Raw genomic sequence first — 15,493 nt, forward strand, 5'->3', positions numbered from 1 at the left:
TAGCAGAGCAGCTACCCGGCTTCAATTGAGGACCCGGCCGCTTCCTCTATTTGTTTGCTGGTCTTGCACCAAATCTTTGACGATAGCTCTGGGGGCCCTGCCAACCGGCTTGCGCAGGTGCAGCAAAATAAACACCCCGCGCGACAGCACGCGCCAGCGCGTCGCCTGCAGCGCAGCCGAGGGTGGTCAAGCCGATGATGGGATCTTTCAGTTCGACTTCGCCTGTCGCCATCGCGAAAACCAGATCTCCATCAAGCGGAGAATGCACAGGGTGGATAGCGCGCGCGAGACCGCTTTGTGCCATTACGGCCAACCGGTGAGTTTGACGCTTATCGAGCCGTGCGTTCGTCGCGACCACCGCTATCGTAGTATTTTGCCCCGGCCCACCCTTGAGAAGGGGTGGCGCGCCTTTGTTTTGATAAGAAACCGGAGGCCCGCGCCCGCCAAACTCCTCATCCTGTTCGAACGGCCATGCCCAGAAATGAGGGCTATCACCCATCGTAACGCACCCAACGGCGTTGACGGCCACCAGCGCACCCACCACCACACCATCACCAACATCTGCCGAAGCGCTCCCTAATCCACCGCGCAAGTTCGCGGTCGTTGCACCGAAGCCGGCGCCAACGCTCCCGATCTCGGCAGCCTCCCCAGACGCTTCGTCGCAGGCAGTCCGCGCCAGACGCTCATAAGGGTTGCGTTCCCCCCAGCTTTTGTTTCCCCCGTTTAGAAGGTCGAACAAGATCGCCTGCGCCACGATCGGAACGCGCGCGCCGGCGACATTCAAGCCGATCCGGCGTTCGGCCAACCAAGCTTGAACCCCGGTAGCCGCCGCCAATCCGAAAGCCGAGCCACCCGCCAGAACGATCCCATGCACCTCATCGACCGTACCAGCCAATCCCAAGGCCTCAATCTCACGGGTGCCTGTCCCGCCCCCACGGACATCCACGGCGGCAATGCAAGGGCGCGTCGGAAGTACAACCGTCACGCCGGAACAAATTGACGCATCGTGCGCGGAGCCAACTTGGATTTGTCTAACATCACAGATGTGATTGCGGAGAGCGCTCATTGTTTCATTCGAGTTGTGATCCGAAAATTCGGACCTATGTGAATTGACGGGGCTTTCGCACGAGGGTGCCGCAAAACGAACATGCAGGAGCCTGACGCAATCATGGTTGCGCCACGCCTGCAACACTTTGAGAAAGGAACCTTTGATTTCTGTGAGTGGGTCAAGATCTGAGCACAATTTCGGGCCCTATCGCGTGGCCGCCGGGAAATACCTCGCAGGAGGACGAGCCAGAAGTGTTCAAATCGCAACGGGAGCTCAACACTTTTAAGGACAGCAACTGAAATTGCTGCCTTTAAACGTTATCTGTCTACTAGGCTGAACAAATGAATCGCTGGACGTAAAAACCAATAGAAGGCCAGAGTTTTAGTTGTTCAGGATTTCAGAACTAAGGGAGAATGGAATGCTAAATGAGGTTCAACAAGAAGTCGCCGACTTAAACGGTCGGATCGACGCGTTGGAAGATCCACGCGAAGGCTATGCGATGGTCAAAGAATGCATCCGCCGCCGCCGCGAAGCTGGTCAGACAATCCCTGACGATCTGCGCCGTCTCGAAGCAGCGCTATTGAGAGATTGTTTGGCTCAGTCGCAAGGGCGCTGACTTATGCCAAGAGCGTGGGAGCGACGTGTTTTACGAGAGAGGTCAGTCTAACGCACCAAGGTGGCTTACGTGCTCATTCTTAAGCCGGTATGCCACATGAAATAGAGATAGCAATTATACACATATCGGTTTCGCTAATTTAGAGCACGCCGATGAAGAATACGCAGAATTTGGTTTGGCCCACATAAGAGAGCCGAAACGCGACCTGCGCGTTCTCTGCTAGATATTTTCAAAAATAGCTGATGGCAGAAATCGAACACATTGGTTCGGAATGCGAATGACCGCTATTTGAATACAACGATTTAAAGAAAGTGCGCGAAAAACAACGCGCCATTAGGTGGGATTTATCTCACGAATGCCCCAACCTATTATCTATTCCATCGGACAATCTACGAGCACATGTTTTATCTGGCCGGCCCAAATCGGCCGACTGTGGGCCGGCGCTTCATGCGCGTGTGCGCTATCGCCAGATAGAAGCACACTATAAATCCCGCGAAACCAATCACACGGCCAATCGATCTCGTATCAAATGCTGCGCAGCACAAAGTTTCTCAACAAAAAAGCGCCTCCGAAATTCGGAGGCGCTCGCGTCGATAGCTATCAGCAATACGAAGATCAGTTTTCGACGTACGAGATCCGATCCCCGTCCACCTTCTTCCAAGTGTACATCGTGTAATCCAACCGGTTTACGTCGCCTTTGTCGTTAAAAGCGATATCACCAATAACCGTATTGAACGTCTGTCCCGAGCGCATCTGATCTGCCACCTTCTTAGGCTCGGTGGACTTGGCAGCTTCCGCAGCCTGCTTGAAGATCTGAGCAACGGCGTAGGAATAAAGCGTGTAGGCCTCAGGCGTGATGCCTTTTTCCTCGAATTTCTTGAGAGCTCCAGCCGCTTCCTCGCGCTTGCGAGGATCGGGGGCAAACGTCATCAACGTCCCTTCGGCAGCCGGGCCGGCGATGGAAGCGAACTCATCCGTGGCGATGCCGTCACCCGACATCAGCGTGGCATTGAGCCCCTGGTCGCGCATCTGTCGTGCGATCAGTCCAGCCTCGGTGTGTACACCTCCGAAATACACGAGCTGCGCGCCAGCTTCCTTCATCTTGGCGATCAGAGCGGAGAAATCCTTCTCACCACTATTGATGCCCTCGTAGAGAACTTCTTGGATGCCGGCCTCGTTGAGCGCTTTCTTGGTTTCATCGGCTAAACCTTTGCCGTACGTCGTCTTGTCGTGAACGATAGCGACCTTCTGATCGGCCAAATTGTGGGCGATGTACTGCCCGGCGACTGTGCCCTGCTGATCGTCACGTCCGCACACCCGAAACACGTTCCACAAACCACGGTCCGTAAATGTCGGGTTGGTCGATGCCGGCGACACCATCAGCATGCCGTTCTCGTTGTAGACGTCCGAAGACGGAATGGAGACGCCAGAGTTGAAATGGCCGATGACGAATTTGACGCCTTCCCCGGCCATCTTGTTGGCGATGGAGACACCCTGCTTTGGATCGGCGTTATCATCTTCGATAGAAAGCTCGAGCTTTTTGCCAAGGATGCCGCCCGCTGCGTTGATATCCTCAACCCCCTGAACCGCGCCGTTCTTGAGCTGGGCACCAAAAGCCGCGTCTTTGCCGGTGAGCGGTCCGGCGACCGCGATCTTGATCGCTTCTTCCTTAGCAACCTCAGGAGTGTTGCTGTCACCGCACGCCGCCAGCGCAAGGCCTGTGGCAAGGGTCAAGCCAACGAGACAACCTAATCGCATTTACAAGATCTCCATGTGTTCAAACTGCTGGATGGCGGACAAAATCCGCAAACGAAGTGCTGCCCCAAAAGAAAAGTCTCATCATCCCTTGGCTGTGAATGGCTAATGTTGAGCCGAAATTTGCCCGCTTGTCACCAAGTGTCGGGTATCAGCATCCAATTTTAATCCGCACGCATCCCAATCCGGTCAACTCCGACGTTGCCAGCTTATCAAGCCGGTTCGCCTAAAGAGCCAGGGGTACTGGGACTGCATTTGCCTAGAGCGTGTCTGCCGGTATCCGAGCCACGCAATGGCAGCGAGGACCACAAAATCCACGCCGACATGCTGAAGAGAGAGAAAGACCTCATGAAAGAGCGCGTAGTGGATAAAGCGCACAGCCAACGTCATGAGACCCATATAGAAAACAAGCTGCCATAACGGCTTCCAGGTTAGGGCGACAGCGCGCCCCGTTGCCCAAGAGGCCGCCCCGCCGAGTATGACCGTGGCAAACAGGAATACGGCGAACGCGTGGGGTTCAGCCGGATAAAATGTGTCCATAAACCCTCCCTTTTCCCACGATCAGCGCTGCAACCGCAGACGCAAAGCCGCAATGGGCGTCAGTGCCGTCCACCTTCCAGATAAGCCTCGCGGACCTCGGGGCTGCGAAGCAATTCTGCCCCTGCGCCGCTCATTGTAATCACGCCGTTGACCATCACGTAGGCGCGATGCGCCAGCCGCAACGCATGATAAGCATTTTGCTCAACGAGGAAGATCGTGACGCCATCGCGTTGATTGATTTCAGCGATGACCTCAAAGATCTGCTTCACAATTAATGGCGCTAGCCCGAGAGAGGGCTCATCCAACAACAAGAGTTTAGGTCGGCTCATCAGGGCACGCGCGATCGCAAGCATCTGCTGCTCACCGCCAGAAAGCGTGCCGCCGCGCTGATGCAACCTTTCCCTGAGGCGCGGGAACAAGCTCGTCACATAGTTGAGGTCATCGTCAAAATGACGAGGATCCGCGAGCCCTGCGCCCATCTGGAGGTTTTCGAGCACAGTCATGCGCGGAAAGATACGCCGCCCCTCCGGAGACTGCGCGATCTTAAGGCGCGCAATGTCATGCGTCGGCATGCGCGTGATATCGCGCCCCTCAAAATGAATGCTGCCGGTTCGCGCCGCAGGGTCTCCGCAAATCGTCATCATCAGCGTCGATTTGCCAGCCCCGTTGGCGCCGATCATTGTGACGATTTCGCCAGCATAGACATCCAGATCTACGCCACGGAGCGCCATAATGCTCCCGTAGTAGGTGCGAATGCCTCGCACGCATAGCATTGGGGCATCCCCGGCATTTTCCCATGATGGATCGTAAGGAAGCGTCATTGTTCGAACTCCGCTTCCACCGCGAGAACTTCCTCATCCTCGACACCCAAGTACGCCGCGATGACTTTCGGATCATCGCGGATCTCCGCAGGTGTGCCATCTGAGATTTTGATCCCATATTCGAGCACGATGACGTGGTCGGAAATCTCCATAACCACGCTCATATCATGTTCGATCAAGAGCACAGATGTACCGGTCTCAGCCCGAATCTCGAGAATCAAAGCCTTTAGGTCAGCGCTTTCTTTCGGATTAAGACCCGCTGCAGGTTCATCGAGACAGAGCAATGCCGGTTCGGTGCACATCGCTCGGATAATCTCGAGACGTCGCTGATCCCCGTAGGGAAGATCGCCCGCTGGGTCGTCCGCGCGATGCAGTAGCCCGATTTTGTCGAGCCAATAAGCCGCTCGATCAACCGCAGTCCGCTCGGCATCCCGGAATGACTTCGCTCCCACAAGCCCCAAAAGGGAATAACCAGACGCGCGGTTAAGTGCGTTGTGTTGCGCGACAATAAGATTCTCGAGAACTGTCATGCCTTGGAACAGCCGGATATTCTGGAATGTTCGCGCAACTCTCGCTTTTGCGTTGATCTCTGAATCGCCCATCCGCTCGAGCAGATAGACTTCTCGGTCAGGGGAGCGAAGATATCGCCGGGGGCTATCCGTAACGGCGGCTAAAGCGGCATCCACATCACCACCGCCGCCGACAAGCGCGATACGTCCGCCTGTCGGTTTATAAAAGCCGGTAAGACAGTTGAATACTGTCGTCTTGCCTGCGCCATTGGGCCCGATCAGCGCTGTGATCTGACCACGGCCGACGGTGAACGATAGATCCTTGACGGCGACCAAGCCACCAAAGCGCATCGTCAAATTCTCAACCAGCAATAAGGGCTCATAAGCACCGCCCACCATTACCCGTGCCCCTCCTTCACCAGGGCCCCGGAAATGGCCTTCTTCTCTCGAAGGAAAATTGACGGCTCCCGCTTTGAAATAAGGCCGCGCGGCCGCCAGACCATCATGCCGACCATCGCAAGCCCGAAGACAAGCATCCGATACTGAGCAGGGTCGAAGGCGGGGCCAAACAAAGCCTTGAGGAAGCCGAGCTCTCGCAGGATTTCTGTGCCGCCGATCATGGCAATGGCCGCGATCGCCACGCCGATCTGGCTACCCATCCCACCCAATACAACGATAGACAGAATTACCGCGCTTTCCATGAACTCAAACGACTTCGGACTGATGAAGCCCAGCCGCGCGGCAAAAAAAGCGCCGGCAAAGCCGCCGAACATTGCGCCGATCGAAAATGCCGTAAGCTTCGTCAGAACCGTATCGATACCGAGAGACCTACATGCAATCTCGTCTTCCCGCAGCGCCTCCCAAGCACGCCCGATCGGCAACTTCCGCAGACGCACCGTGATCCAGTTCGTCAGCAGAGCCATGGCGAGGATCAAATAGAAAAGAAAGAAGAGCCTGTGCAAGGGAGTGAAGGTCAGCCCGAACGTCGCCGCGAACCCTTCATCAGAGGCATTGAAGGGAATGCCGAAGAAAGTCGGCCGAGGAATACCGGAAATGCCTGCTGCACCGCCCGTCACGTCCACCCAGTTGATCAACACCAGCCGGATGATTTCGCCGAAGGCGAGCGTGACAATCGCCAAATAGTCACCGCGCAGCCGCAGCACCGGAAATCCGAGCAAGATCCCCCAGAACGCAGCAAAGATGCCTGCAAGCGGCAAGCACAGCCAAAATGAAAAACCGAAGGTGGTAGACAGCAGCGCTGTCGAGTAAGCGCCGACGGCATAAAAAGCTACATATCCGAGATCCAGCAGACCGGCGAGGCCAACAACGATGTTGAGCCCCCAACCCAGCATCACGTAGATCAAAATCTGGATACCGAAGTTATCGATCCACTTGAGCGCGCCACCCGGTCCTGCCAATGCGACAGCAAGAAACGGATAGGAAAGCAGCCAGATAAGCCCTATCCAGCGAATATGATTGACACTGAGGCCTGTGCGGCTCCCCAAGCTCGACATCGCGCCGATGGCGGCGCTGCCGCCACGCGAAATGTAACCGCCAAACAGGTTCCATGCGAGCCGCGCAAAAAACGCGATGCCGCACGCCCAGGCCACCAAGCCCCAACGTGGCTCAAGAATGAGCCCGGCTGTAAGATGCTGATAAGCGTTGAAAGCAACGAGCGGAAATGAAAGCCCAAACGTAAGCAGAGCCAGAAAGCCGGCGTCTTTCACAGCGCCCAAAAAGCCGGGCGAGGCCTGGAGGTCGGCGGGCTCGCGCCGCTTGCCGGTCCCCACCATTGGTTCAGACCTTCTCTACGTCGGGCTTACCGAGAATACCCGAAGGCATGAAGATCAAGGTGATTGCGAGAATGGAAAACGCTGCGACGTCTTTGTAATCGATCGAGAAATACGCTGACCAAAGAACCTCGATCAAACCGATCAACAAGCCCCCGATCACCGCTCCGGGAAGCGAACCGATACCGCCGAGGACCGCTGCGGTAAAGGCCTTCACGCCTGGCACGAAGCCATCAGCAAAACTAACGACCCCATATTGAACAAGATACAGTACGCCGGCCACAGCAGCGAGCGCAGCGCCCATGACAAATGTCAGCGAAATAGTGCGATCGACATTGATGCCGAGCAAGGCCGCCATCTTGCGATCCTGCTCACACGCCCGCTGAGCGCGTCCCAAAGACGTCTTCTGAACAATGAACCAAAATGCAGTGAGCAATACGACCGTCGTCCCCATGATGAGGAGCTGTTTGTAGGCCACGGTTACGTTCCCGTCGATCATAGGCAACGTAAAGCTTCCATCAATGATAGGAGGTATGGACTTGTTGCGAGGCCCTTGCACGAGCTGCACAAAATTGACCAGGAAAATTGACATGCCAATCGCTGAGATCAGCGGCGCCAGTCGAAACGAACCTCGCAATGGGCGATAGGCAACTCGTTCGATGGTCCAGCTCCATAGAGCCGTGAGAGCCATCGCCGCCACGAGCACGATAATGAGCGCCAGCGCGATCGCGAGCCCGCCAAAAAGCGATGTGATCAGCAGGAATAGAATGAGGCCGATGAAGACAGAGACCATGAACACATCGCCATGGGCGAAGTTGATCATGCCGATGATGCCATAGACCATCGTGTATCCGATGGCGATAAGCCCGTAGACCGACCCGAGAGTAAGACCGTTGAGCAGCTGTTGAACGAAATAATCCATAAGGTCTCATCGGTTGAATTGAGCAAAAATATGCGGTCGCCGCCGACCTTAATTTTCATAGTGTCTAGGCAATAGAGAGGAAAGCTGCAATTTTGAGCAAAGGTGCGATTATGGACAGGCGTGTTGCATCCTAGTGAGGCGAAAGCCCATAGAACAATGCACCTCAACGCGGCAAACACCGTGCAGCAGTCGGACTTCATAGACTGTTGGTAACAATCTTAGAGCAAGTTGTGCGAGCCGTCGCAGTAGGGTTCGTCATCCGTCGTTTTGCACCCACACAAATTGTAAGTACCGGACTCAGCGGGAACAAAGCGTAACGGTTGAATATCGGTCGCGCTATGTGCGCCATCGCAGAAGGGCTGTTTTTGAGAGCGGCCGCAACGGCAATAAAAGTAGGCCTTACCCCCGACAAGCTCGACCTGATAGGGGCCCTTCTGGGCAACTACGCTTTCATCCGACACGTCACATCCTCCCCGACGTCAGGCCATTGGCCCGCCTGTGCTCAAAATCTAGCCTTCGCCATTAGCGGCTCTACTCATTGAGCACAAGGCCGCGCACCGACACGGGCATCCTATTCTAACGATTGCCAAGCGCCACCCACGTCACAAAAAAGGCCTGTCCAGTTTGGACAGGCCTTGTGATCTCGATCCCGATCTGACTATAGCCGTCAGCCGACCGTGACCGAAACCGTCGTCGACAACGTCTCGCCGGCGTCGTCCACCCAGGTGAGTTCGAGCGCCCCAGGCTTGGTCACCTTCATGTGGAAGGCGATGTACGGGTTTGCCGAGATTCCCGGGTAGAGATCACCGCTGAATACCGGCTCTCCTTCAAAGGTCGCTTTGAACGAGTGGATGATATTGCGCGGAATGACTTGGCCATTCTTATCCTTGCGCAGCCCGGTTTCCATCACGTGGCTGACCAGCGTCTTGACCTCGATGACGTCACCGACCTTCGGGTTCGCAGGAGAGATTTTCGCGCGGGGTTTATTGTTAGACATTGCTCTGTTCTCCTCCCGGCTAACCGCCGCATCCGCCGATCGTCACCTTGACCATCTGCTTGCCGACCAGAAACTTGCCATTGCTCAGCTCAGCAACGGCCACAATCTCCTGGGTCTTTGCGAGACGCATACGGCCTGAGACGTCCGCGGTACCGGACAGTGGCGTGAAATGAAATGTTGCGATCATTGGCTGAGGATTTCCGGTCGAAAGCAAATGAACTGCTTTGACGCAATCATCCTTAGACATTGCGCCCTCAACCGCGATCGAAAATGGGACGGTATTCCCATTCTCAGCAATTTCAGGCAATGTGATTTCTACGCCGCTATCACCGGTTTCGGCATCGCCAACAATACTTTTAAAAGTGGCATCGAAATCCTGCGGTTTTTCGGCGGAGGCTGGAATTGAGCGGAACAATGCAAAAATGGCAGCCGCAGCACCAGCGCCCACCACAAACTGACGCCGGTCGAGCGTCTCCAAGTGCAATTGCATGACCATGTATCCGGGCCTCCTTCCCGCAAACACTATGTATCAACGTCGTCTGAGCATCCCCGATATCAGCGGCTATAAACCAAGCCACTCATTCAAAGCACGTTCGGCGCCATAATCCCCCGCTCACGACGTATTTAATAGAGGATGTAGGGGTTTTCAGTAATCTGCTTCTATATAGGCAAACACATTACTTAAGCCCAGGCCGCTTTCACATATAGCGAACAAGGCGAACAGAACTATGTCAAAAAGTCTTACGCTGCAAATTGCCAAGAGAGTGAAACGCGCGCGCGCACCCTCGTTTCTCGCGCTTTGGGCGATCGCCTTCCTCCTCGCAATTGATCCCGTAGCAACGTTCGCCGCGCCTCAGGCTGGCAAGCTGGGTCTGGTGATGATCGAAAAGGACGACTGCAGCTATTGCAAGCTCTGGGACAAAGAGGTCGGGCGCTACTACCCCTCGACACCCGCGGGCCGGTATGCGCCCTTGGTCAAGCTTGATATAGACTCATCAACCGCGCAGCGCTTCCAACGCGTCGTCTACACGCCAACCTTCATTTTGGTGCGTAGCGACGGCAAAGAGGTTGGCCGGATTATCGGTTATCCAGGCAATGAATACTTCTGGTCTGCGTTGGAAAAATTGCTTGGCCAAGCTGGCATCCGCAGTGACGACAAAGAACTCCCGGCTGCCGTAAGCCCAATCGTAGACAAAACACCTCTCGGTGTTTCCAGAGCTCAGACGCCGGCCATCTTGCCCGCGCAATAGTGACGATAGAGCACTTCCACGATTTCGCGCGCCGCAATGTCCGCGATTGAATAATACGCAAACTGTCCACGCCGCTCGACGGCCACAAGGCCATGCAGACGCAACCGCGTCAAATGTTGAGACGTCAAGCTTTGCTGCGCGCCGATCGCCTCGGAGATCTCGCTGACAGTCTTTTCTCCATCCATAAGCAGGCACAAAATCATCAAACGATGCGGGCTACCGATGGATTTGAGCAGCTTGGTCGCCTCTAAAGCCGCCGCGCGCATCGCATCGAGAAAGTCACCATCCGGGGCTTCCATGGCTTCTGGTTCAACCGAACCATCACTTTCCAATACCACGTCGTTCTTCTCCCGTGCCACCTGCAACTAATATTGGGGGCTCGCGTTCGCCGGTCACGGCGGCCTTTGGCGCCACTCGAACGCCATGTGAATATGTGGCTATACTTGCTCCCGTGGCAAATGCACCGTCCAGCGCGATAACGTGCACAAACGGACGGTCGCCTCCATGCCAGCATGAGTATTGGAATTGGACCGATCTAAAGGTCGAATTTCACTGCGAAAAATATCTTTCCAGGCTGTCAAGCCGAGGTTAACGCGCCGCACTATATTATGGCCAAGAAATTCGGCCCACTGATATGCGCTTAGCTTGAAAAACAAGGCACCTTCGGCTGGCACACATAATTCCGCATGGTGGAGAACCAACTGATGTTGTTTGTTGTCGTCCTCGTAGCAGTGCTGTGGGTCCTTGCGATCCGACGCGCCCCTCTGACGGTCTGGGCGGGTGTAATTGCTATTGCAACTTTTCTGGCGCAATCCGACCTGATTGACGGTGTTGCCCGCGCACCGGAGTTTGGAGCCACCCAGCTGCTCGCCTGGATTCCAGCCATCGTGCTGGCCCTGCTGACGTTGCCCGCTGTGCGCCGTGCCGTGTTGATCAAACCGGCTTATGGCCTCCTCAAAGGCACACTCCCCAAAGTCTCGGACACAGAAACGCAGGCGCTTGAAGCCGGCACCGTCGGCTTCGACGCTGAATTGTTCTCCGGCCGTCCGGATTGGGACAAACTACGTGGCCTTCCTCCAATCGTGCTGACAAACGAGGAGCAGGCCTTTCTTGACGGGCCAACTGAAGAACTCTGTGGGATGATCGATGATTGGCGGATACGCTTCACCGAGCGCGAAATTCCCCAGGAAATCTGGGATTTCGTAGCCCAACACGGCTTCCTCGGGATGCTGATCTCCAAGGAGCATGGCGGGCTTGGCTTCTCCGCCCAGGCCCAGTCGCTTATTCTCGGAAAAATCGCATCACGCTCGCCGGATGTCTCCACAATCGTCATGGTCCCCAACTCCCTGGGCCCAGGCGAACTCATCGAAAAATACGGGACCACCGAACAGAAACATCACTATCTTCCGCGCCTCGCAAAGGGTGAGGAGATCCCTTGCTTCGCGCTGACGGGCCCAACGTCGGGCTCCGATGCGGCCGCGATGCGTGACATCGGCCACGTCTGCCGCGGCCTCTACAAAGGCCAGGAAGTCCTGGGCATCCGGCTCAACTGGGACAAGCGCTACATTACGCTCGGCCCCAAGGCGACGTTGCTGGGCCTGGCATTCCGGCTATTCGACGAAGACAACTTGCTCGGTAAAGGCACTGATGTCGGCATAACCCTAGCGTTGATCCCTACCTCACACTCAGGTGTAGAGATCGGCCGTCGACATCTGCCTTGCGGTCAGGCTTTCCCCAACGGTCCGACCTGGGGCAAGGACGTGTTCATTCCCATGACCTGGGTAATCGGCGGGCAAGCGCAAGCCGGCAATGGCTGGCGCATGTTGATGGAATGCCTTGCCGCGGGCCGCGCTATTTCACTTCCGTCCTCCGCAACGGCCGGAACAAAAGCGATGTTGCGTCTCACGAGCGCCTACGCACGCATTCGCAAACAGTTTGGCATTCCCATAGCCCGTATGGACGGCATCGGTGAACCGCTCGCGCGATTGGTCGAGTCCGCCTATGTCAACGAAGCCGGACGTGCCGTAACGGCAGCCATGGTTTCCCGCGGCGAACGACCGTCGGTGATCTCTGCGCTGATGAAATACCAGACCACCGAACGCATGCGTCGCGCCGTCAATGATGCGATGGACATCCACGGTGGTCGTGCGATCTGCGATGGGCCACACAATTATCTGCTCTCACCCTATCAGATGGTCCCCGTGGGGATTACCGTTGAGGGGGCTAATATCCTTACGCGCACATTGATCACGTTCGCGCAAGGCGCTTTGCGCTCGCACCCGCATCTCTACGATGAAGTCAAGGCGATCCAGAATCCGGATCGTGTTGCGGGGCTCAACGCCTTCGACAAAGCCTTCTGTGGACACATCTCGTTCACGATTTCAAACATCGCTGGCGCTTTGTTCCACAACCTCACTTTCGGCGCGTTCGCTGGAACGCCGGACAACGTCGGCATGCGCGAACGCTGGTATCGCCAAGTCTCCCGCCAGAGCCGAAACTTCGCCCTGTTGGCCGACATGATGGTCATATCTCTCGGCGGCGGGTTGAAAACGCAGCAAAAACTAACCGGCCGCATGGCCGATGCGCTCTCTGAACTTTATTTGGTTTCGTGCGTACTGAAACGCTTCGAGGATGATGGCCGCCCGCCGAGCGACAAACCTCTCGTTGAGCTGGCCGCCCGCAACGGGTTGTTCCGTTGCCAGGAAGCCTTGATCGGCGTGATCGACAACTTCCCCATGATGCCGATGCGGTTCATTCTGAGCGTTCTGGTCTTCCCGTTCGGCCGTCCCTACCGCCCGGCATCGGACCGTCTCGCGAAAAGCATCCTGCCGCTCGCTCTTGAGCCGGGTGAAGCGCGCGATCGCCTGACGCGCTACATCTACGTCAGCGATGATGCCGATGATGCAGGCGGATTGCTCGAGGTTACCCTCACAAAGGTCATCGCGGCCGAACCTGCAGAAAAGAAGCTGGAACGTGCTATCCGCGCCGGAACGGTCCGTCGCTATCACGGACTGGATTGGTACGCCGAAGCCGTCAGCAAAGGCGTTCTGACCCAAGCAGAAGCCGATCAACTCCGCGATGCGGATCAACACGTCGCTCGCGCGATTGCGGTTGACCACTTTGACCCTGCCGAACTCAAACCCAACTATGAAGTAGCTGACCGCAGTGAATCGCGGCTGGCGTCCAGAGCGGCCGAGTAAGCGTGGCCAAGGAGAACGACAGCAAATGACGACCGAAACAACTGCGGCGGATCTGACTGGACTTAAGGACTGGCGCTTCGAAGTGGACTTCGAAGGAATCGCCTGGGCCATCTTCGACCGCGAGAATGAATCGGCTAACGCGCTAGGGCGCCGCCCCCTCGAAGAACTTGGCGAAATCATCGATCGCGTCCAATCCGGTGCGCGCGAAGGCACGATCCGCGGTCTTGTGATCATGTCCGGCAAGCAGAAGAGCTTCATTGTCGGAGCCGACATTCGCGAATTCGCCGACCTCAAAACCGAACAGCAGGTGATCGAGGCGCTAAAGCCGGTCAATACGTTGCTCGATCGTATTGAGGCAATGTCCGTTCCGGTCGTCGCGGCCATCCACGGTGTGTGTGTGGGCGGTGGGTTGGAGCTGGTCCTCGCGTGCCACTACCGCATCGCCACGCGCGACGATGCGACCCGTGTAGGCTTCCCCGAGGTCAAGCTCGGGATCTTCCCGGGCTTCAACGGAACCGCACGCTCGATCCGACAAGCCGGCGCGCTCAATGCCATGCAGGCGATGCTGAAGGGCTCGATGATCCGCGCCAGCGCAGCGCGCGCTCAAGGCTTCATCGATCAACTCGTCGAAAGTCGCGGAGCTCTGCGTTGGGCAGCCCGCAAAGCCGTTCTTCAGAACCGCAAGTCGAAGGCCAAAGGAGGCTTCGCCGGCTTGTTGGCCAAATGGCCAGCCCGCGGATACCTAGCTGGCAAAATGCGTTCCGAAACAGCCAAGAAGGTTCGGGAAGACCACTACCCTGCTCCCTTCCGATTGATTGATCTGTTTGAGCGCTACGGCGGCAGCTACGCTGATATGAAGCGTGAAGAAAGCCCCGCGTTCGCTCCTTTGATGGTGTCGGACACGTCGCGCAATTTGCGCCGTGTCTTCTTTCTTTCCGAAGCATTGAAAGCGCAGGCTCCCAAGCAATCTTCCTGGAGGCCGATGCGCGTCCACGTTATCGGTGCCGGCACTATGGGCGCTGATATCGCCGGATGGTGCGTGGCATGCGGCATGGAGGTTACGCTGCAGGATCTGTCGGTAAGTCAGATCGAAAAGGGCATCGCTGCACAGAGCAAGCTGTTCAAGCGAAAATTCCGGACCAAAGCGCAGCAAGACGCTGCAAAGGCTCGTTTGATCGCAGATCCCGACGGGCGCGGTGTACCTCGCGCCGATGTCATCATCGAAGCCATCATCGAAAAGCTCGAAATCAAACAAGCACTGTTCAAGGAACTCGAAGACAAGGTCAAGCCTGACGCCCTGCTTGCTTCCAATACATCGTCCCTCAAAATCGAGGATATTGCCGCGACGATGGCCGACCCTGGCCGTCTCGTCGGTATCCACTTCTTCAACCCGGCCGCGCAGATGCCTCTGGTCGAAGTCGTTCGCGGTGAAATGAGCCGCCAGGGCGAAGTCGACAAGGGTGCGATCTTCGTTGCTGCGATCGACAAGTTCCCGCTCGTTGTGAAGTCAGTCCCAGGCTTCCTCGTCAACCGTGTTCTCGCACCCTACATGATGGCTGCTATGGCTCGCGTCGATGCGGGTGAGGATAAGGAAAAAATCGACGAAGCCGCGCGCGCTTTCGGAATGCCTATGGGCCCCATCGAATTGGCCGACACAGTCGGGCTCGATGTCTGCGCAAGCGTTGGCCAAATTCTGGGCCTTGGCGACGAAGTCTCTGGCGCCGCCAAACTCGTCAAATCCGGCAAACTCGGCAAGAAGACCGGACGGGGCTACTACGTCTGGAAAGACGGCAAACCCGAAAAGTCCAACGACAAACGTTGGGACAAGGCCGATATCAAGAAGCTCGGCCGTGAACTCGTTGAACCGTTGATCGCGGAAGCGGAACGAGCGCGCGATGACCACATCGTCGCCAATGCCGACCTTGTCGATGCCGGTGTGATCTTCGGAACTGGTTTCGCTCCGTTCCGAGGCGGCCCGCTACATTTCAGGGCAAGAGAACAGGCGGAAGCCGCCGCACGCGACGCTGCCGAGTGACCATAGTTAT

At 56.5% G+C, this 15,493-nt stretch carries 15 protein-coding genes; 4 read left to right on the plus strand and 11 right to left on the minus strand.

Features of this window, described 5'->3' with window-relative positions; translation table 11 throughout:
• Window positions 1-46: 46 nt before the first annotated feature.
• Window positions 47-1,066, minus strand: coding sequence for a P1 family peptidase (locus YBN1229_RS13815; RefSeq protein WP_046478656.1), 1,020 nt, complete (start codon window positions 1,064-1,066; stop codon window positions 47-49).
• A gap of 400 nt (window positions 1,067-1,466) precedes the next feature.
• Between YBN1229_RS13815 and YBN1229_RS13820 the strand changes: the two genes are divergently transcribed.
• On the plus strand, window positions 1,467-1,664 hold the full coding sequence (locus YBN1229_RS13820) for a hypothetical protein (RefSeq protein ID WP_046478655.1): 198 nt from the start codon (window positions 1,467-1,469) through the stop codon (window positions 1,662-1,664).
• 615 nt (window positions 1,665-2,279) lie between these two features.
• Here YBN1229_RS13820 and YBN1229_RS13825 read toward each other — a convergent pair.
• From YBN1229_RS13825 to soxY, 9 genes are all read right to left on the minus strand, one after another.
• The gene (locus YBN1229_RS13825) at window positions 2,280-3,422 is read right to left on the minus strand and encodes a branched-chain amino acid ABC transporter substrate-binding protein (RefSeq protein ID WP_082101146.1); all 1,143 of its coding nucleotides are present in this window, start codon (window positions 3,420-3,422) and stop codon (window positions 2,280-2,282) included.
• A gap of 186 nt (window positions 3,423-3,608) precedes the next feature.
• On the minus strand, window positions 3,609-3,959 hold the full coding sequence (locus tag YBN1229_RS13830; protein ID WP_046478654.1) for a DUF6867 family protein: 351 nt from the start codon (window positions 3,957-3,959) through the stop codon (window positions 3,609-3,611).
• 59 nt (window positions 3,960-4,018) lie between these two features.
• The gene (locus YBN1229_RS13835) at window positions 4,019-4,780 is read right to left on the minus strand and encodes an ABC transporter ATP-binding protein (RefSeq protein ID WP_046478653.1); all 762 of its coding nucleotides are present in this window, start codon (window positions 4,778-4,780) and stop codon (window positions 4,019-4,021) included.
• Window positions 4,777-5,688, minus strand: a complete 912-nt coding sequence (locus YBN1229_RS13840; protein WP_046478652.1) for an ABC transporter ATP-binding protein — start codon at window positions 5,686-5,688, stop codon at window positions 4,777-4,779. The genes YBN1229_RS13835 and YBN1229_RS13840 overlap by 4 nt, the downstream gene beginning before the upstream one ends.
• Window positions 5,688-7,082: a high-affinity branched-chain amino acid ABC transporter permease LivM gene (livM, locus tag YBN1229_RS13845; protein WP_046478651.1), complete on the minus strand. Its 1,395-nt coding sequence runs from the start codon at window positions 7,080-7,082 to the stop codon at window positions 5,688-5,690. The genes YBN1229_RS13840 and livM overlap by 1 nt, the downstream gene beginning before the upstream one ends.
• 4 nt (window positions 7,083-7,086) lie before the next feature.
• Window positions 7,087-8,001, minus strand: coding sequence for a branched-chain amino acid ABC transporter permease (locus YBN1229_RS13850; protein WP_046478650.1), 915 nt, complete (start codon window positions 7,999-8,001; stop codon window positions 7,087-7,089).
• Window positions 8,002-8,219: 218 nt separating this feature from the next.
• Window positions 8,220-8,462: a CDGSH iron-sulfur domain-containing protein gene (locus tag YBN1229_RS13855; protein WP_076605334.1), complete on the minus strand. Its 243-nt coding sequence runs from the start codon at window positions 8,460-8,462 to the stop codon at window positions 8,220-8,222.
• 206 nt (window positions 8,463-8,668) lie between these two features.
• Window positions 8,669-8,998: a thiosulfate oxidation carrier complex protein SoxZ gene (gene soxZ / locus YBN1229_RS13860; RefSeq protein WP_046478649.1), complete on the minus strand. Its 330-nt coding sequence runs from the start codon at window positions 8,996-8,998 to the stop codon at window positions 8,669-8,671.
• Window positions 8,999-9,017: 19 nt separating this feature from the next.
• Window positions 9,018-9,494, minus strand: a complete 477-nt coding sequence (soxY, locus tag YBN1229_RS13865; protein WP_046478648.1) for a thiosulfate oxidation carrier protein SoxY — start codon at window positions 9,492-9,494, stop codon at window positions 9,018-9,020.
• Between the two features lie 232 nt (window positions 9,495-9,726).
• Between soxY and YBN1229_RS19090 the strand changes: the two genes are divergently transcribed.
• Window positions 9,727-10,248, plus strand: a complete 522-nt coding sequence (locus YBN1229_RS19090) for a hypothetical protein (RefSeq protein WP_076605333.1) — start codon at window positions 9,727-9,729, stop codon at window positions 10,246-10,248.
• Here YBN1229_RS19090 and YBN1229_RS13875 read toward each other — a convergent pair.
• Window positions 10,218-10,586, minus strand: a complete 369-nt coding sequence (locus YBN1229_RS13875) for an ArsR/SmtB family transcription factor (RefSeq protein WP_244464926.1) — start codon at window positions 10,584-10,586, stop codon at window positions 10,218-10,220. The genes YBN1229_RS19090 and YBN1229_RS13875 overlap by 31 nt on opposite strands.
• Before the next feature lie 366 nt (window positions 10,587-10,952).
• Here YBN1229_RS13875 and YBN1229_RS13880 point away from each other — a divergent pair, with 366 nt between their 5' ends.
• On the plus strand, window positions 10,953-13,448 hold the full coding sequence (locus YBN1229_RS13880; protein ID WP_046478647.1) for an acyl-CoA dehydrogenase: 2,496 nt from the start codon (window positions 10,953-10,955) through the stop codon (window positions 13,446-13,448).
• 25 nt (window positions 13,449-13,473) lie between these two features.
• On the plus strand, window positions 13,474-15,483 hold the full coding sequence (locus YBN1229_RS13885) for a 3-hydroxyacyl-CoA dehydrogenase NAD-binding domain-containing protein (RefSeq protein ID WP_046478646.1): 2,010 nt from the start codon (window positions 13,474-13,476) through the stop codon (window positions 15,481-15,483).
• Window positions 15,484-15,493 lie beyond the last annotated feature (10 nt).

The sequence above is a fragment of the Candidatus Filomicrobium marinum genome (genome assembly GCF_000981545.1).
In the GTDB taxonomy this organism is placed as follows: domain Bacteria; phylum Pseudomonadota; class Alphaproteobacteria; order Rhizobiales; family Hyphomicrobiaceae; genus Filomicrobium; species Filomicrobium insigne.